The 17,508-nt window shown below is 60.7% G+C and carries 14 protein-coding genes; 7 read left to right on the top strand and 7 right to left on the bottom strand.

Going from position 1 to position 17,508, the window contains the following annotated elements:
• The first annotated feature begins 36 nt into the window (after positions 1–36).
• From saoA to B5G43_RS01990, 7 genes are all read left to right on the top strand, one after another.
• Complete coding sequence (saoA, locus tag B5G43_RS02020) at positions 37–978, top strand: ABC transporter ATP-binding protein SaoA (RefSeq protein WP_087258571.1); 942 nt, start codon at positions 37–39, stop codon at positions 976–978.
• A 60-nt stretch (positions 979–1,038) separates the two neighbouring features.
• The gene (gene saoD / locus B5G43_RS02015; RefSeq protein ID WP_087258567.1) at positions 1,039–1,371 is read left to right on the top strand and encodes a DsrE-related protein SaoD; all 333 of its coding nucleotides are present in this window, start codon (positions 1,039–1,041) and stop codon (positions 1,369–1,371) included.
• 72 nt (positions 1,372–1,443) lie between these two features.
• Positions 1,444–2,070: an ABC transporter permease subunit gene (locus B5G43_RS02010; RefSeq protein WP_158097333.1), complete on the top strand. Its 627-nt coding sequence runs from the start codon at positions 1,444–1,446 to the stop codon at positions 2,068–2,070.
• 364 nt (positions 2,071–2,434) lie between these two features.
• Positions 2,435–3,097 carry an ABC transporter permease subunit gene (locus B5G43_RS02005; protein ID WP_158097332.1) on the top strand — a complete coding sequence of 221 codons (663 nt, stop codon included), beginning with the start codon at positions 2,435–2,437 and terminating at the stop codon, positions 3,095–3,097.
• 312 nt (positions 3,098–3,409) lie between these two features.
• Entirely contained in the window at positions 3,410–4,690 is a 1,281-nt protein-coding gene (gene saoX / locus B5G43_RS17935; protein ID WP_263598084.1) for an ABC transporter substrate-binding subunit SaoX, read from the top strand.
• Between the two features lie 46 nt (positions 4,691–4,736).
• Positions 4,737–6,056 carry an ABC transporter substrate-binding subunit SaoX gene (gene saoX, locus B5G43_RS01995; protein WP_158097331.1) on the top strand — a complete coding sequence of 440 codons (1,320 nt, stop codon included), beginning with the start codon at positions 4,737–4,739 and terminating at the stop codon, positions 6,054–6,056.
• Positions 6,057–6,083: 27 nt separating this feature from the next.
• On the top strand, positions 6,084–6,356 hold the full coding sequence (locus tag B5G43_RS01990) for a DUF3343 domain-containing protein (protein ID WP_087258553.1): 273 nt from the start codon (positions 6,084–6,086) through the stop codon (positions 6,354–6,356).
• 163 nt (positions 6,357–6,519) lie between these two features.
• Here B5G43_RS01990 and B5G43_RS01985 read toward each other — a convergent pair whose 3' ends face one another.
• From B5G43_RS01985 to B5G43_RS01955, 7 genes are all read right to left on the bottom strand, one after another.
• Positions 6,520–10,839 carry a S8 family serine peptidase gene (locus B5G43_RS01985; RefSeq protein WP_087258550.1) on the bottom strand — a complete coding sequence of 1,440 codons (4,320 nt, stop codon included), beginning with the start codon at positions 10,837–10,839 and terminating at the stop codon, positions 6,520–6,522.
• Between the two features lie 116 nt (positions 10,840–10,955).
• Positions 10,956–11,951: an oligopeptide/dipeptide ABC transporter ATP-binding protein gene (locus B5G43_RS01980; RefSeq protein ID WP_087258548.1), complete on the bottom strand. Its 996-nt coding sequence runs from the start codon at positions 11,949–11,951 to the stop codon at positions 10,956–10,958.
• The gene (locus B5G43_RS01975) at positions 11,948–12,967 is read right to left on the bottom strand and encodes an ABC transporter ATP-binding protein (RefSeq protein ID WP_087258546.1); all 1,020 of its coding nucleotides are present in this window, start codon (positions 12,965–12,967) and stop codon (positions 11,948–11,950) included. The genes B5G43_RS01980 and B5G43_RS01975 overlap by 4 nt, the downstream gene beginning before the upstream one ends.
• 11 nt (positions 12,968–12,978) lie before the next feature.
• Positions 12,979–13,917, bottom strand: a complete 939-nt coding sequence (locus tag B5G43_RS01970; RefSeq protein WP_087258543.1) for an ABC transporter permease — start codon at positions 13,915–13,917, stop codon at positions 12,979–12,981.
• Between the two features lie 16 nt (positions 13,918–13,933).
• Positions 13,934–14,866 carry an ABC transporter permease gene (locus B5G43_RS01965; RefSeq protein ID WP_087258540.1) on the bottom strand — a complete coding sequence of 311 codons (933 nt, stop codon included), beginning with the start codon at positions 14,864–14,866 and terminating at the stop codon, positions 13,934–13,936.
• A gap of 107 nt (positions 14,867–14,973) precedes the next feature.
• Positions 14,974–16,635: a peptide ABC transporter substrate-binding protein gene (locus B5G43_RS01960; RefSeq protein ID WP_087258537.1), complete on the bottom strand. Its 1,662-nt coding sequence runs from the start codon at positions 16,633–16,635 to the stop codon at positions 14,974–14,976.
• Between the two features lie 83 nt (positions 16,636–16,718).
• The gene (locus B5G43_RS01955; RefSeq protein ID WP_087258534.1) at positions 16,719–17,408 is read right to left on the bottom strand and encodes a GntR family transcriptional regulator; all 690 of its coding nucleotides are present in this window, start codon (positions 17,406–17,408) and stop codon (positions 16,719–16,721) included.
• Positions 17,409–17,508 lie beyond the last annotated feature (100 nt).

The following is a 17,508-nucleotide window of genomic DNA, read 5'->3' as shown; positions in this document are numbered from 1 at the left end:
GGACACCACGAGAAACGAAACGAGGAATGGAAAACTATGTCGATCTCTGTGCAGGGCATCACCAAAACCTTTTCCGCCAAGGGAAACAAGAAAGAGAAGAAGCTGGTCCTGAAGGATATCTCCTTTGAGGTCCACGACGGGGAGTTTGTCAGCCTGGTAGGCCCCTCCGGCTGCGGCAAGACCACCACGCTGACCATCATCGCCGGCTTCCAGAAGGCGGACTCTGGCCAGGTGCTGGTCAACGGCAAGCCCGTGACCAAGCCGGGCCCCGACCGGGCCTTCGTGTTCCAGAACTACGCGCTGCTCCCCTGGCTGAAGGTGGGGGACAACATCATGTACCCCATGAAGAAGCAGGGCGTCCCCAAGGCCGAGCGGGAGCGGCGGCTCAAGGAGCTGCTGGCCATCGCCCAGATGGAGGGCAGCGCCAACAGCTACATCTACGAGCTCTCCGGCGGCATGAAGCAGCGCGTGGCCATCCTGCGCGGCCTGGCCTGCGACCCGGAGATCCTGCTGATGGACGAGCCTCTGGGCGCCGTGGACTTCCAGATGCGCAAGCTCCTCCAGATCCAGATGGAGGCCATGCTCCAGCAGCGGAAGGTGACCACCATGATGGTCACCCACGACGTGGACGAGGCCATCTATTTCAGCGACCGGGTGGTGGTCATGTCCCGGGACCACGGCCGCATCATGGCGGACGTGAAGATCGACCTGCCCCGCCCCCGGGACCGCACCTCCGAGCGGTACCACGAGTACATGGACCAGCTCACCGAGGTATTGAAGAACGCCCTCAACGGCGAGGTCTTTAACGATGAGGACAAGGACCTCATGAAGTTCATCGAGAATGTGGAGACCGGCGCCGACCTCACCGAGGGGCGCAGCATCCTGGGCACCGAGAAGGAGACGTCGGCGCCCAAAAAAGAGCGCAGGAACTTTCTGCGCAAGACCCGGCAGTGCCACGACCTGGACGACAAGCTGTAAGCCCGTCCGGCCGTGACCTGATAGAGAACCCAAAACCCAGTGACTATGGAGGGAACGAAAATGAAAGTCGCGTATCTGTTTGAATCCGAACACGCCCGGGAGATCCTGGAGAACATGATCATCCCCCAGCTGGAGCAGGGGACCCATGTGGCTGAGGTGGCCGGCATGATGTTCTTCTTTGACAACTGCTACATGCTGGTGGAGGGCAACGACATCGCCAAGCGTCTGGCCGCCCTGTCCGAAAAGACCGGCATGCTGCTCATGGCCTGCGACCGCTGCTGCATCCAGCGGGAGATCGAGGACAAGCTGGTGGCGCCCGCCGGCATCGGCTGCTTCCCCAACGTGTACACCGCGCTGGCCGGGGCCAACATCGACCAGGTGATCACCCTGTAACAGCCCCTATCTCCATCGGAAACGAGGCGATTGCAAAGCATTATGGATCAAGGTCAAAGAGATTTACAGCGCATGCAAACCTCGGTGCGGCTGGGCGACCGGCGCAACTTCCGCAACCTCTTCGGTTCGGTGGTCTATTACTTCGCCTTCGCCGGCTGCCTGGCGGTGCTGCTGCTCATCTGGTATTTTGCCGCCCACAAGGTCAACTACGTGGCCACCTTCCCCTACATCGAGGACGTGCTGGCCCGGCTCTTTGAGGCGCTGGTGGACCCCTACTTCTGGACCAACTTCCTCATCACCTTCGTCCGGGTCCTCAAGGGCGTGGGCATCGCGGTGGTCATCGGCTTCCCCATCGGGATGGCCATGGGGTTCTCCCCCTTCCTGATGCGCCTTCTGGCCCCCTACATCAACGCCCTGCGGCAGATCCCCATCACCGCCTGGGTGCCCATGGCCATCATCTGGTTCGGCCTGGGCGACGGCCCTACCATCTTCATCATCGCGTTCAACGCGGTCTTTGTGGTCATCCTGAACGTCATCTCCGGCGTGCAGGAGATCAGCCCCGACTTCTACAACGCCGTGCGCAGCATGGGCGCCACCAACAAGGATGTGCTGGTGGATGTGGTGTTCCCGGGGTGTATGTCCGGTCTCATCACCGGTATGCGCATGGCCCTGAGCGGCGCATGGATGACGGTGATGTGAGCGGAGTTCATTGCGACGAGTGACGGCTTCGGTTTCATCCTCAGCTACGCCCAGAGTCAGCTCTGGACCGACACGGTCATGGCCTACATGATCTTGGTGGGCGTGCTGGGCTTCGCGCAGGACCGCATCGTCCTGCTGCTGGAGACCGTACTGCTTCGCTGGAAGCGGTAACCGTCCGCGGACACTTTGGTCCGCAGCTCCCGCAATGGACAGCTCCCGGTTCGGGAGCAGGCTTTCCGCCCCACCCCCGCCCGGGGGTCTGGGCGAAGACAGGAGGCATCCTGTATGTCCCGGCTGGCCGGCGGCCCGGCCGGGCTACCCTGCCGCGGCGGACGCGGCGAAGAAGGAAGTGAGCTCTGAGAGCATGAAGCGTAACAAAACACCCCGCTCCGAAGGCGGAACCCCGGCTATCGCCCCTTCCGGCGGGAAGCGGATGGGCGCGGCCATCCGGAGCTGGGTGAGCTACTACGGCAGTCTGGTCCTCTCGCTGGCCTGCCTCATCGCCATCTGGTTTGTGGCGGCCCACGCGGTGGACGACTCCTTCCGCTTCCCCATGATCGAGGACATCCTGGGGCAGATCGGCTACTCGCTCACCGACATGCACGTCTGGCGCAGCCTGTACATCACCATGCGCCGGGTGACCGTGGGCGTGTTCTGGGGCGCCGTCATCGGCTTCCCTCTGGGGGTGGCCATGGGCTTTTCCAAGGCCGTGATGTACACCATCGCCCCCTTCATCAACTCCCTGCGCCAGATCCCCACCATGTGCTGGGTGCCTCTGGCCGTGGTGTGGTTCGGCCTGGGCGACGGCCCCACCATCTTTATCATCGCATTCCAGGCGACCTTCAACGTCCTGCTCTCCACCGTGGTGGCGGTGCAGGACATCAGCCCCGACTACTATAACGCCGTGCGCAGCATGGGCGCCAAGACCCTGGGGACCATCACCGACGTGGTGTTCCCCTCCAGCATGGCCGGTCTCATCACCGGCCTGCGGGTCTCCATCGGCAGCGCTTGGGGCGCGGTCGTCTGAGCCGAGTTCATTGCGACCACCACCGGTTTTGGATTTCTGATCCACGACGCACAGGTCCAGCTGGACACCACCGCCATCATGGCCTATATGATCATGGCCGGCATCGTGGGCTTCCTGATGGATCGCGTCGTACTGGTGCTGGAGGGTATACTGCTTCGCTGGAAGCGGTAATTCCAGGGGCGGGACGGCGGTCCCGTTCAGGCCGCAATGGACAGCTCCCGGTCCGGGAGCAGGAGGGGCTTTCGCTTGGAAGGCCGAAAGCCCGCGGCGGCAGCCGCAAGAGAAGACACGAGAAGGGAACAGGAGCAATACATGAACCTACACAACCTCACCGCGCTGGCTGTGGCGGGCGCACTGACGCTGGGGCTGCTCAGCGCCTGCCACGACAGTGAGCAGGACGCGCAGCTGAACGTCAGCTATGTGGAATTTGACGCCAACGAAGCCGTGGCGCCCTACCTGGAGAATCTGCCCGAGATCCCCGAGGCGGATAAAGATTTTGTCATCGAGATGGGCTTCTTTGACTGCGACCATATGGTGGGCGCCATCATCGGCCAGGAGAGCGGTATCTACGAGGCCCTGGGGCTCAACGTCAACGTGACCAAGAGCGGCCAGGCCATGAACGCCCTCATCGCCGGGGATATGGACTGCGCCTACGTCAGCTTCCAGAGCGCCATCAACAACTTCAACGCCGGAGCTCCCCTCATCGGACTGGTGGGCTCCCACCTGGGCGGCGCGCGGTACTTCCTGGTCCGGGATGAGATCACCTCCCTGGACCAGATCAAGTCCCTCACCGTCACCGAGACCTCCATGGAGAGCACCGAGTGGCTGCGCTTCAGCAGTGAGCTGGGCATGGACCCGGACTACCGCTCCTATGAGGGAGTCAGCATGAGCAACAGCGACGCCGTCACCGCCCTGAAGGCGGATCAGATTGACGGCTGCTTTGTGTGAGACCCTTATGCCTCCCGTGCGGAGGAAGAGGGCTACGGCAAGATCATCAACACCGCCTGGGGCTCCCTGTCCAATGAGCTGGGCATCGGCTGGGGCGTGTGCTGCACCGAAGTTTACAACCAGAATTTTGTGGACGAACACCCGGAGCTGACCGCCCGCCTGGTGCTGGCCAGCGCTCTGTCCACCAAGTACATGTATGAGCACCCGTACAGCGCGGCCATGATGTTCGCCAAGGAGTTCGGCACCAGCGAGGCGGCCGGCCTGCGCACCATGTACCTGAAAACCAACGCCGAGGGCCGCACCCTAAACTGGGAGATCAGCGGCGAAAACATCGACAACCTCTGTGCCTACCAGGAGTACTGGGGCATCAGCGAGGAAAACCGTTCCATTGTCGCCTCCGGCAGCGACAGCATCTTTGATCTGTCCTTCCTGGAGAGCTGCGGCATCGAGAGCTTCGACACCTTCCTGGAGGAGGCCGGCATCAACGCGAACTTCCCCGTGGGCATGTCGTACAGCGACTGGCTGTATGAGGCGGAGGAGATCGACGGCATCGATCACAGCAGCGAAGTGGGCAAGAACGTGGAGAAGTGGATGGACGGCGAGGTCATCACCGAGATCCCCCTCCACAGCGACAGCGAAGGATAAGCCACCTAAAGGCAGCATCTGTAACTGGAGAAAGGAAGGATCCGCCATGAAGTACACGAAAACACTGTCTCTTCTGTTGGCCGGCGCCATGCTGGCCGGCGCTCTGGCCGGTTGTCACGACAGCGGCCAGGAGACCGAACAGACTGCGGAGGTCAAATACGACCCCCAGGAGGCCATCGCCCCCTATGTGGACAACCTGCCCGAAATCCCCGAGGCCGACAAGGACTACGTCATCGAAATGGGCTACAACAACTGTGACCATATGGTGGCGGCCATCATCGGCCAGGACACCGGCCTCTATGAGGCCCTGGGCCTGAACGTCAACATCACCAAGACCAGCCAGGTGGCCTCTGCCATGGCCTCCGGTGACATGGTGGTGGGCTATGCCGGTTTCAGCGGTCTCATCAACAACTACAACAAGGGCGCCCAGGTCATCATGCCCGCCGGCTCCCACCTGGGCGGTGCCATGTACCTGGTGGTCAGCCCCGACGTGGAGTCCCTGGACGACGTGGTGGGCAAGACCCTGGACATGGGCCCCGACTCCCAGTACAGCACCTTCTGGCTGGAGATCTGTGACAAGCTGGGCATCCCCTCCGACATCGGAACCTACTACCAGGGCTCCAGCATGGGCGACGAGGACGCCATGATGGCCCTGCGGGCCGGCCAGCTGGACATCTTCACCTGCTGTGACCCCTACGCCTCCATCGCCGAGCAGGAGGGCTTCGGCAAGATCCTGGCCACCGCCTGGCACGCCGACGTGAAGGAGGACAAGTCCACCGGCTGGGGTATCCACTGCGGCTACTATATCAACGCCGACTTCGCCGAGGCCCACCCCGAGCTGACCACCCGTCTGGTGCTGGCCCACTGCCTGGCCATCAAGTACATGTACCAGCACCCCTACAGCGCCGGTGAGATGTTCGCCGAGACCTTCGGCACCTCCAAGGACGTGGGCCTGCGCACCATGTACCTCAAGACCAACGCCGAGGGCCGCACTCTGTGCTGGACCATCGACGAGAGCAACATGGAGAACTACGAGACCTGGTACGATCAGCTGGGCGTGCCCGAGGAGGAGCGCGTTCTGGTCACCGACGTGGATGGCTTCATGGACCTGAGCTGGCTGGACAAGTGCGGCATCGAGGACTTTGATACCTTCATTGCGGAGGAGAAGATCGACGAGGTCCAGCCCATCGGCATGAGCTACGCCGACTGGCTGTACATGGCCGAGGAGATCGACGGCATCGACCACGAGAGCACGGTGGGCAAGACCGTGGACAAGTGGATGGAGGGTGGCAACACCACCGAGAGCCCCATCGAGCCCTACACCGGCGACGGCGTCTATGTGGCGCCCTATCACCAGGCGAGCTGATGGAGCCGCAGCGGGAGGCGGCGCGGCATGGAAGAGGAACATATCTACTGTCTCATCGCCTTTGACGGCGCGTTGGGGGCTGTTCAGGCCCGCCGGACCCTGGAGGGGGCCGGTCTTACCGCCCACATCATGCCCACGCCCCGGGAGATCTCGGTCAGCTGCGGACTTTCGGTGCGCCTCCCGCCGGAGGAGTACCCCCAGGCCCGGGCGGCACTGGAAAGCTGCCGCGGCGACTGCCGGTTCTACCGCATGGCCTACGGGCCTGGCAGCCGGTCGCTGACGCCCCTCCCCCACACATAAAAATCCCCGTCCGCACCGTAAACCTTACCGTGTTCAATACCACCAACTGCATCTAAAACCAAACGAGCGGCACAGCCTTTGGCTGTGCCGCTCGTTCTTCGTCTGACTCCAGTCTGCTCTCCGCCGTATCTGGCGGGAACCGCCCTGAACTCACATGTTTTGTTTACTCAGTCTCCACGGCCACGCTCTCATAGAAGCGCATAAGCATGGAAGCCGCCTGTGCCCGGCTCGCCGCACCCTGAGGAGCCAGGGTGGTGGCGCTGGTACCGGTGACGAAGCTCTTCTGATTGGCCCACTGCATGGCAGACAGGGCCCAAGTGCTGATGCTGTCGGCATCGACGTAGGCGGAAAGGTCCGCGCCGCCGGTCACATCATAGCCTTTGTACTGGGCATAGCGGTATAGGATCACTGCCACCTGCTCCCGGGTGATATCCGCGTTGGGGGCAAAGAGGTCGCCGCCCACACCGCTGATGATCTGAGCCTGGGTGCCCCAGGCCACCGCGTCGGCATACCAGGCATCGGAGGCCACATCGTGGAAGGAAGCCGTACCAGCGGCCGGATTCTCCTCCAGGTTGTACAGGATCTGAACCAGCATGGCGCGGGTCAGATTGGTGTTGGGGGCAAAGGTGGTCTCGCTGGTGCCGTTCATCAGTCCATTGGCGTACACATAGTTCACAGCATCGACATACCAGGCATCCTTGTTCAGATCCTGGAACACATTGCTGGCCAGCGGCGTGTCGCCTTCCCCGATGTCCGTCTCAAAGACCGCCTCAATGGTGTGATTGGCGCGCACGTTCTCAAAGGTGTAGCGCTCCTCGGCGCCCACGCTCTTCCCGTCCACCAGGACGTCGGACAGGACATAGCCCTCTTCCGCCTTCATGGTGAAGGTCTGGTCATCGCCACGCTCCACACGAACCGAGCCGTTGGGAGAGATGGTGCCGCCCTCGCTGGCCTGGGCCTGGATGGTATAGCGGGTCACAGAGCTGCTCCCGCCGCCGGAAGTGGTGCTCTTGTTCGAGATGGTCACCTGCATAGAGTCCATATTGGCGGCGCGATAGGCATACAGGAACATCCAGGGCACCTTGTCGCCGGCATCCTGGGGGCCCCACTGCTCATAGCTCAGGCGCTGAGGATCAAAGTCCTTGCTGGCCTGCTCCTCGCTCCAGCCGTAGCGCTGGCCATTCGCATAGGCCTCACTGCCCACTGGCAGGAAGTGGTCGCCGTAGTACACCGTGGCGCTCTCCACGGGAGTACCGCTGTCGGGGATGCGGACGGTGAAGGTACCGTCCTCCTGAATGGTGGCGCGGTAGTAAGCGTCTCCTATCTGGACCACCACGATATTGTCCTGCTGGCTGGTCGTCTTGCCAAAGATACGCTGGTTCACGGTAGAGTTGAGGCCGTCGGCCTGCATCTCAGCAGTAGCTGCGTCGTAGATCCGACCGCTCAGAACCAGATAGCCGTTCTCATTGGTGTAGTACCAAGTAGACCCGCTGCTGTCAGAAAGGGTCAGCTCCGGCAGGGTATTGTCCACCACGAACGGCACGGCGTGCACGTCCTCCTTGCCGTCCAGCTTCTTGGCCTGGAAGAGCAGCTGGTACTGTCCCTCAGGCAGAGGCTGAGCGGTCTGGCTGGGGTGGCCGCTCTCATCATAGGGGTAATAGGAGCCCGTAAAGGTGCCATACCAATACCAGTTATCCCCCACGCTGGTGTCCGTGATCGTCTCCGGATACGCCAGGCCGATCGGGTTGCCCTCGGCATCTCCAATCAGCAGATTGAGCATATCGTAGGAATTGGCGAACTGATAGTGCAGCAGGGAGTCGAAACTGCTGTAATTGGGGATATCCTTGATCTGGCTGTGCTCGCCGTTGGAGAGAACTGCCACCTGGGTGAAGGTGAAGTCCTCGTTGAAGGCACCGCCCTCATCGGCGGGCTGGTTGTTGACGTAGATGGCAAAGGGCAGGACCAGGGTGATGTCGGAGCTCGCCTCGGTGAGGACCACATAGCCCTCGCAGAAGCCGGTCTCTGCCTCAGCCGAGACTGCGGCGGTCACATCGAAGCTGACCTGGCTGCCTCCCTCCACGGTCACGGAATCGCTGGCTGCCGTCACAGACACGCCGTTCAGCGCCTGGGTGGTGCGGATCTCCACCGAGAACTCGGCAGCATCGGCGCCGTCATTATAGACCGTCACAGGGACCAGTTTGGAAGTCTCCGCATAGTTGGACACGACGCCAAAGCTGATGGTAGTGCCCTCCACGGCGCCGTCGTTGGCAATACCATTGGTATCGGTACGGTAATAGGCGTTGAGGTTGCTGGCCGTGGCATAGAAATCGCTGTTGGCCAGAGCATCCGCCGGGCGCACCATACCGGAGCCCTGGTCGTAGACGCTCAGATAGCGGTCCTCGGTGTCCAGTTCATCCGGGTTGGCAGTATTGGCCAGATGTGCCTTCAGCTGGAGAGCGTTCCACTCGGGGTGCTCCTGCTTGAGCAGCGCGGCGAACGCCACGATGTGGGGGGTCGCCATGGAGGTACCGGTCATGGAGGCGTAGCTGTGCTCATGGGTCTCCAGATCCGGATCAAAGTACGTTCTGGGCACGGTAGAGAGGACGTTGGTGCCGGAGGCGGCGATGTCAGGCCGCACATCATAGGTGGACTCCACCGGGCCGCGGGAGCTGCCAGTGTAGATGTGAGGCTCAGACGTGGGCTCCTCAATGGCGGGGATGTTGACCTCGCAGGCCTGACCGGGCTCCAGAGCCTCAATGAGCTCCAGGCCATCCTCATAGCCCACGGTAAAGACCGGCAGATAGTTCTCAAAGGGGGACTGATAGTAGGAGATATCCGCGTCATCCCGTCCCTCGGTGTTGATCACGACGACGGTACCGCCGCCCAGCGCACGCAGGCGCTTGACCGTGTCGTCAAAGTTCTGGCCGCGCTTGAGCACCACCATGGTGTTGGTCCAGTCCCAGTCCGGATTCGCTTCGGCAAAGGCGTCCAGCTCCTCCTGGGTACCGGTAGCCAGATTGTCCCAATTGCTGCCGTCCTCAGTCGGCTCAGTCACCGGCAGGAGCAGCATCTGATAAGTGCCCGTCTCGCTGGGCGCAAAGTAGCAATCCGGGTCCTCATCCACGCCGCTCTGGAGGAGGTAGACCCCCTTGGCGTCGTCGAACTCCGCAGTGCTGCTCCAGTCATTGCGCACCAGACGGATCTGGGTGTCGTAGACACTCTCCACGTCCTCCGTGCGGTGGATCACATAGTGATAGCGCAGGAAGGGGATCTCCGCATTGGCCACGCAGAAGGCCAGAGGAGAGGTGGAGGGCGACCACAGCGTGTAGGAAGCAGAGCCGTTGTTGCCCGCGCACACCACAAAGAGGGTGTCCGGATACTGCAGCGCCAGATTGTTCAGCGCCAGCGTGGTCACATGGATGGGGCCGTTCTGGTTGCTCCAGCCCAGGGACATGTTCAGAATGTCACAGCCGTCCTTGCAGGCATCCTCCATCGCCTTGATGAGGTTGTTGGAGGAGACCGAGTCGCTGGCGGTGATGACCTTATAGCCCACCAGGGTCACCTCCGGCGCGATGCCCCGGGTGGAGATGGCATCCTCGCCCCGGCCGGTGATGGTACCGGAGACGTGGGTGCCGTGGCCGTGGTCATCCATGGGATCGTTGGCCTCGCGGCCATTCTTGATGTAGTTGCGGCCATAGAACTTGCCGTTCAGGAGCAAGTCATCGGGGGCCGTTTCCCCGGTACCGGGCATCTTGTCCGAGAAAGCTGCCGCCAGATCCGGGTGCTCATAGTCGATGCCGGAGTCGATGACGCCCACCGTCACCCCGGCGCCGGTGTAGCCGGCTTCGTTCAGGGCCTCTGTCTCATAGTAATTCCGGCTGGCCAGCATGCCGATGGGCTCTGCCGATGTCTCACCGTCGCCGGCGGAGCTGCCCAGGTCCACCCCGATGGTGTAGGTCTCGTTCAGCTCCTCGTCCAGATCCAGCTGGATCTCCTCATTGGGATAAATGGCATACACGCACTCCAGCTTCGCCAGTTCGGGAACCAGCGTGTCCGGCACGGTCAGCGCGTAGCCGTTGATGGCATTGGTATAGGTATAGGTGATCTCCACCTCACTGCCCGAAGCGGACTGCGCCGCCGGCATCGCGCTCAGCGCGTCCAGGAACTCCTCCCGGTCCTGCTCCGCCTGAGCCTCCAGATTTCCCTGGGAGGCCCCCAGCGTGCCCATACCGCTCATCTCCTGCAGCGCCCGCACCAGAGCGGCCGGCTGATGCTCCAGCTCCACGATGATGGAGACCGGGCTCCCGTCACCGGACAGCGCGTATTCCCCGTCGAAGCCTACCAGGCCGGATGGATGAACTGCGTTTTCCGACGTCTTGTCGGTTTCCGATGCAACTGTGTTCGCGCTTGCCGGTACCGCCAGCCCCACTGCAAGAGAGAGTGCCAGTACACCGCTGAGGATCTGTTTTCCTTTACCGCTCATTCTTTCACTCCTTGCTTGATTCAACGACTCACATTTCACATCTCTTGTTCCTGACGCGCAGCATGAACCTCCTTTCCCTCTGTGCGCAGGGGCAGTTGACCATTGTTCCAATGGGATTACTTCTTCTGGCTCTGATCCAGCTCCTCACAGCGGTGACAGGCCACGAAATGGCCCGGCTGGACCTCCCGCAGGACCGGCGTCTCCTTCCGGCACTGCTCACAGGCGTAACGGCAGCGCTGACAGAAGCGGCAGCCGTCCGGCGGGTTGATGGGACTGGGCACCTCGCCCTCCAGCTTGATCTGCTTGCTGCTCATATCCTCTTCCGGGTCGGCGGTGGGGATGGCCGAGATCAGCGCTTTGGTATAGGGGTGGAGGGGGTGGTCGTAGAGCTCCACATTGCTGGCCAGCTCCACCAGGTTGCCCAGGTACATAACGCCCACCCGGTCGGAGATGTGCTTAACCATAGCCAGGTCGTGGGAGATGAACAGGTAGGTGAGCTGATCCTCCTTCTGAAGCCGGATCAGCAGGTTGACCACCTGGGCCTGGATGGACACGTCCAGGGCGGAGATGGGCTCGTCGCACACGATGAACTGGGGGTTGACCGCCAGGGCCCGGGCGATGCCGATGCGCTGGCGCTGGCCGCCGGAGAGCTCGTGGGCGAAGCGGTTGGCGTAGTCCGCCGTCAGGCCCACCCGGTTGAGCAGCTCGTGGACCCGCTTGCGCTTCTCCTCCTCAGAGTAGCGGTAGTGGACATTCATGCCCTCGGTGATGATCTCACCGATGGTCATACGGGGGTCCAGAGAGGCATAGGGGTCCTGGAAAATGATCTGGGCGTCCTTTTTGAACTGGAGCAGCTCCTTGCCGGAGAGCTTGGAGATGTCCTTGCCGTTGAATTTGACCGTGCCGGAGGTGGGCTCATAGAGCCGGATCATGGTCCGGCCGCAGGTGGTCTTGCCGCAGCCCGACTCACCCACCAAGCCCAGGGTCTCGCCCCGGCGAATGCTCAGGGTCACATGGTCCACCGCCTTCAGCGTAGCCTTGCGGCTGACGCGGAAGTATTTACACAGGTCGGTGACCTCCACAATGTTCTGGGTGTTCTGCTGCTCGCTCATGACCGTGCCTCCTTGCCGTGAAAGGTGATCGTCCGGGGCGCGTCCGGATGCTGCAGCCAGCAGGAGACCTTGTGGGTCTCACTGAGCACCGTCTCCGGAGGCATCTGCTCCTTGCAGATCTGCATACAGTGTTCACACCGCGCCGCGAAGGGGCAGTGGTTCAAGGGCAGGATCAGGTCAGGAGGCGTGCCCTTGAGGGCGTAGAGCTCCTGCTTGCTCTCCTTGGCCAGTGTGGGCACCGAACTGAGCAGCGCCCAGGTGTAGGGGTGGCGGCTGTCCTGGAAGATCTCCCGGGTGGTGCCCCGCTCCAGCACCTGGCCGGCGTACATGACCTGCACCCGGTCGGCGAAGTTGGCCACTACACCCAGGTCGTGGGTCACCAGAATAATGGCGGTACCCAGCTTGGTCTTCAGGTCCTTCAGCAGATCCATGATCTGGATCTGAATGGTCACGTCCAGAGCCGTGGTGGGCTCGTCCGCGATGAGGATGCTGGGGCTGCACGCCAGGGCGATGGCAATCATCACGCGCTGGCGCATGCCGCCGGAGAGCTCATGGGGATAGCTGTCCACCCGGGTCTCCGGGCTGGGAATGTTCACCAGCCGCAGCAGCTCAATGGCCTCTTTCCGGGCCTGTTCCTTGTTCAGGTGCTTGTGGATTTTCAGGCTCTCCATGATCTGCTTGCCGATCTTCATGGTCGGGTTCAGAGAGGTCATGGGGTCCTGGAAAATCATGCTCACTTCCTCGCCGCGGTAGTTGCTCAGGGTCTTTTTATCCATATGGACCACGTCCTGGCCCTGATAGCGGATCTCGGACCCCTCCTTGATCTCGGCAAAGGGGGGCTTGAGCAGGCGCAGGATCGCCTTGGCGGTCACCGTCTTGCCGCAGCCCGACTCGCCCACGAAGGCCAGGGTCTCTCCCTTGTTCAGCGTGAAGCTGACACCGCGGACGGCCTTCACTTCCCCGGCATAGGTATTGAACGAGACGTGGAGGTCTTTTACTTCCAAAATCGGTTCCATGCTGTTTCCTCCTACTTTCTCAGCTTCGGGTCCAGCGCGTCCCGCAGTCCGTCACCCAGCAGGGTGAAGGACAGCATCGTCAGCGCGATCAGAAGCGCCGGGAAAAACATCTGATAGGGATAGAATGCGAAGGTCTGCTGGGCGGCCGAGGCCAGAGCACCCCAGCTGGTGTTGGGAGCCTGAATGCCCAGACCCAGGTAGCTCAGGAAGGCCTCGGAGAAGATATAGCCCGGGATATCAAAGGTGATGGCCACCAGGATGACGCCCAGAGTATTGGGCAGCAGGTGCTTGACAATGATCTTCCAGGGACTCACGCCCAGGGCGTTGGCCGCCAGCACGAACTCCTGATTCTTGAGCTGCATCATCTGTCCACGCACCAGACGGGCGGTGTTGCACCAGCCGGTCAGTGTCAGCGCCAGCATAAGGGTAAAGATGCTGTGGCTGTCGGTGATGACCGAAATCAGAATGACGATGAGCAGATAGGGGATGCTGAAGAGCACCTCCACAATACGCATCAGAATGGTGTCCACCGCGCCGCCGAAATAGGCCGCAATGCCGCCGTACAGGCACCCCACGACGGTGCTGATCAGGGCGCCGGCCACGCCGATGGCGATGGAGACCCGGCCAGCCTGCCACACACGGGAGAACAGGTCGCGCCCCAGGGCGTCCGTGCCGAACCAGTGCTCCGCGCTGGGTGCCTGGTTGAGGGCCCCCTGATCAATGTCTTCGTAGTTGATGCCGTTGATGTAGGGCCCGATGATGACCATAATGATCATCAGAAGCAGTACCACCAGGGAGACGGTAGCAATCTTGTTTTCCCGGAAGCGGCGCCAGGCGTCCTTCCAGTAGCCGATCTGAGGCCGGGCGATCACATCTCCGCTGAAGTCATCGGTGCCGATAACCTGAAATTTTTCCTTTGGGATGGGCTCTTTGACCATCGTTTCGTCCATAATCGCTCGATCCCCCTTAGTCCTTGGCTTTGATCCTCATACGAGGATCCAGAATTCCGTATACGATATCGATCAAAAGCTGCGCGATCACGAAAAGCGCACCGAAAAACACGGTGGTTCCCAGGATCATGGTGTAGTCCCGGTCATTGATGGACGAGATATAGTAGAAGCCCAGTCCGGGGATACCGAAGATCCGCTCCACGATGAAGGAGCCAGTGAACACGCTGGCGATCTGACCGCCCAGGATGGTGATGCAGGGCAGGAAGGCGTTGCGCAGCACGTGGTTCTTGACCACGTTGAAGGGCGTGACACCCTTGGCCTCCGCTGTCAGGATGTAGTCCTGGTTCATCACCTCCAGCATGTTGGATTTCACATACCGGGCATAGGTAGCGATGGTGTTGAAGCTCAGGACGATCACCGGTAGCACCAGATTGGATGGCTTGCCCCAGCCTGTGGTGGGCAGCAGGTGGAATTGCACGGTGAAGAAATATTGCAGCAGCGCCGCCAGAACAAAGACCGGCACTGTGATACCCAGAATGGCGATAAACATCACCAAGTAATCGGGCCATTTATTTTTGTTCAGCGCTGCTATGATTCCTAATGTCACACCGATGGCGATGCCCAACAGCAGCGCCAGTCCTCCCGTGGTACCCGAGACCTGAGAGTTGGTGGCCAGCGTGTCCGAGACGCTACGGCCCGGGTAACGGATGGATTCACCCAGGTCACCCTTCGTGACCAGGTTTTTCATAAAGATCAGGTATTGCTCCCAAACCGGTTTATCCAGACCGTATTTGGCATAATAGTTCTCCCGTGTCTGATCCGGCAGATTCCGGGCCATGCTGGCCAGAGGGTCACCCGGGATGCTGTGCATCAGAAAAAAGGTGACCGTGATAATGATGAACAAGGTCAACAGCATGTAGAAGACCCGTTTGAGTACAAACTTTAACATTCCAGTCCTCCCATGAACAGTTCGGCATAGGGTGGTTTTCTTTGGGGGTGCTTTATTCAAATGGGCGCCCGGAGACCGGGCGCCCATTTGTGAGTTCAGCCAATCAGTTAAGAATCCTGCTGGATGCTCACGTACTTCATGCCGCCGTTGTTGCTGGAGAAGTAGTTGGTGGGCAGGTTCTGAATGTAGTTGTAGTGGAAGCGGTTCACGGTCTCATTGACCACCGGGCAGACGATGCCGGCGTCATGGACCAGGATGTTCTCCGCCTGCTGGTAGAGGGCCAGACGGGCCTCGTCGTCCATCTCGCGGCCGGCCTGGGCCACCAGAGCGTCGTACTCCTCATTGGACCAGCCGGTGGGGATGGCGCTGGAGGTGGAGACAAACAGGGAGAGCATGGCCATGGGGTCGTTGTAGTCGATGGACCAGACCTGATAGCCCACCTGATAGTCGCCGGAGTTGATCAGGGACTGGAAGGTACCCCACTCGTTGAACTCCAGCTGGATCTGAACGCCCAGAGCTTCCTTATACACCGCCTGGAGGTACTCGCCGTAGTTGCGCAGCCACTGGGTGGTGCCGCCGAAGGAGAAGGTGATGTCCAGCGTGGAGGGATCAGAGCCCAGGCCCAGCTCCTCCATGCCCTGCAGCAGAAGGGCCTTGGCGTCGGGGTTCTCCTCAATGAGGGTGGTCAGGGGCGCGGTGCCGCGGCTGCTGTAGTCGGAGATGGTCTCGCCGCTGGCCACGCCCTGGGGCACCCAGCTGTAGGAGGGAAGCATGGTCCCGTGATAGATGGTCTCCACCACGTCGTCCCGGTCCAGGGCCAGAGTAAAGGCCTTGCGGATGTTTTCATTCTGGAAGATGGGATCCTGGGTGTTGTAGAAGTGGAAGCGGACGGAGGGAGTCACATACTCGGTGAAGGTCACGTTGTCCTTCTGGTTGAAACGGTCGATCCACTCAGGCTGACCCACGGTGACGATCTCCAGAGAGCCGTTTTCAAAGGAGTTGTAGCGGGAGTTTTCATCGCCCATGATCATATAGGTGATGGAGTCCAGAGACACATTGTCCTTGTCCCAGTAGGAGTCGTTCTTCTCCAGCACAAACTGGGAGTTGTGGGTCCACTGAGTCACCACAAAGGGCCCGTTGAAGACCAGGCCGGCGGCATCGGCGCCATAGGTGTCACCCAGAGACTCTGCAATATCCTGACGGGCGGGGTACATGGCCTTGCTGTAGGCCAGGGACAGGAAGTAGGGAGTGGGGCCCTCCAGGGTGATCTCCAGAGTCTTCTCATCCAGAGCCTTCACGCCCAGCTCACTGACCGGCATTTCACCGAGGTTGACGGCGTTGCCGTTCTTGATGCAGTCGGACAGGAGGAAGGAGATGGGGGAGCCCACCTCGGGGTCCAGGATGCGCTGGATACCATAGACATAGTCCTCAGCGGTCACCGGCTCACCATCGCTCCAGGTGTTGTCCCGCAGATAGAAGGTCCACACCGAGCCGTCCTCATTGGATTCCCAGCGCTCTGCGCCGGCGCCAGTGGGCACATTCTCGCCGTTTTCGTTCTCCTGAATGCGGATCAAAGGCTCCATGACATTGATCAGAATGGTGTCGCCTACCACATCGTTGCACCGAGACGGATCCAGGGTAGCCGGCTCCTCCGCCAGGGAAGTGACCAGCGTCTGCTCCGCCGTGCCGCTGTCTTCACCGCCGCAGGCGGTCAGACCGGCTATCATAGCCAGGGCCAGGAGCGAGGTTAACAGTCGTTTTGCTTTCATGTTCTTTTCCCCTTTCATCACTCTGATTGCTACTTACCAAAACCGGTGCAGCCACTGGCGCGGGGATCCCGCTTTGCCGTGAATTACAACCGAATCTTGACCCCAAATTGGAAATGCTCCGCATCCATGCCCTGCTCCACCATACGGCGGCGGGTAGTGAGCATGTAGTGGTCCATAATCGCATCGCAGATGTCCTGCATATTTCCGGTACAGCACACGTCGTACAGTTCTTTATGGATGGGATACTGCCGCTTGGTCGAAGCTGCATGGTCCGTACTACCGGTATAATAGGTGATGATGTTGCCGGAATTGAGCTGGCTCCACACTTTCGCCAGCCGCGGCAGTCCTACCTGACGGATAATTCCCTCGTGGAAGTCATTGTCATAGGAGATCGAGGCGTGGAAGTCCTGTTCCTCCAGAGTTTTCATTTTTTCCAGGGCTTCTTCCATCTGCCGCAGGCTCTCCGGTGCCAGCCTTCCTTCACAAAGTTTGACCGCCAGGATCTCATAGGTGGCGCGGAGCAGATAGATCTCATAGAGGTCCACATCGGTCACGCGCTTGACCGAGCACCCCACATTCCGGGTGTACTCGATCAGGCCCTCCTCCTCGATCTGCCGCAGGGCCTCACGCACAGGCGCCCGGCTCACGCCAAGCTCATTGGAGAGATCCTGCTCCACGATCCGGGCTCCGGGCTGCAGTTCGCCGCTCAAAATCTTCATCCGAATTGCATCCGCTACCCGCTCGCGTAATGTTTTAAACTGAATTTCAGCCATTTTTGCTGTTCCCCTATATATCTTTGCATTTTTATAGAAAGTTTGTTTTGTATATTGACTTTTACCATGCTTCGATGTAGATTAGAAAAGAAGATTGTAT

It is taken from the genome of Flavonifractor sp. An92 (genome assembly GCF_002159175.1).
Lineage (GTDB): Bacteria > Bacillota > Clostridia > Oscillospirales > Oscillospiraceae > Pseudoflavonifractor_A.
This window is presented reverse-complemented; position numbering and strand designations above follow the sequence as displayed.

Bases quoted from the DNA above. Each gene is read 5' to 3' on its own strand.
- B5G43_RS01970 (WP_087258543.1), bottom strand. From the start codon at position 13,917: ATGGACGAAACGATGGTCAAAGAGCCCATCCCAAAGGAAAAATTTCAG.
- saoD (WP_087258567.1), top strand. From the start codon at position 1,039: ATGAAAGTCGCGTATCTGTTTGAATCCGAACACGCCCGGGAGATCCTG.
- B5G43_RS01965 (WP_087258540.1), bottom strand. From the start codon at position 14,866: ATGTTAAAGTTTGTACTCAAACGGGTCTTCTACATGCTGTTGACCTTG.
- B5G43_RS01985 (WP_087258550.1), bottom strand. From the start codon at position 10,839: ATGAGCGGTAAAGGAAAACAGATCCTCAGCGGTGTACTGGCACTCTCT.
- B5G43_RS01960 (WP_087258537.1), bottom strand. From the start codon at position 16,635: ATGAAAGCAAAACGACTGTTAACCTCGCTCCTGGCCCTGGCTATGATA.
- saoX (WP_158097331.1), top strand. From the start codon at position 4,737: ATGAAGTACACGAAAACACTGTCTCTTCTGTTGGCCGGCGCCATGCTG.
- B5G43_RS01990 (WP_087258553.1), top strand. From the start codon at position 6,084: ATGGAAGAGGAACATATCTACTGTCTCATCGCCTTTGACGGCGCGTTG.
- B5G43_RS02005 (WP_158097332.1), top strand. From the start codon at position 2,435: ATGAAGCGTAACAAAACACCCCGCTCCGAAGGCGGAACCCCGGCTATC.
- B5G43_RS01975 (WP_087258546.1), bottom strand. From the start codon at position 12,967: ATGGAACCGATTTTGGAAGTAAAAGACCTCCACGTCTCGTTCAATACC.
- saoA (WP_087258571.1), top strand. From the start codon at position 37: ATGTCGATCTCTGTGCAGGGCATCACCAAAACCTTTTCCGCCAAGGGA.
- B5G43_RS01955 (WP_087258534.1), bottom strand. From the start codon at position 17,408: ATGGCTGAAATTCAGTTTAAAACATTACGCGAGCGGGTAGCGGATGCA.
- B5G43_RS01980 (WP_087258548.1), bottom strand. From the start codon at position 11,951: ATGAGCGAGCAGCAGAACACCCAGAACATTGTGGAGGTCACCGACCTG.
- B5G43_RS02010 (WP_158097333.1), top strand. From the start codon at position 1,444: ATGCAAACCTCGGTGCGGCTGGGCGACCGGCGCAACTTCCGCAACCTC.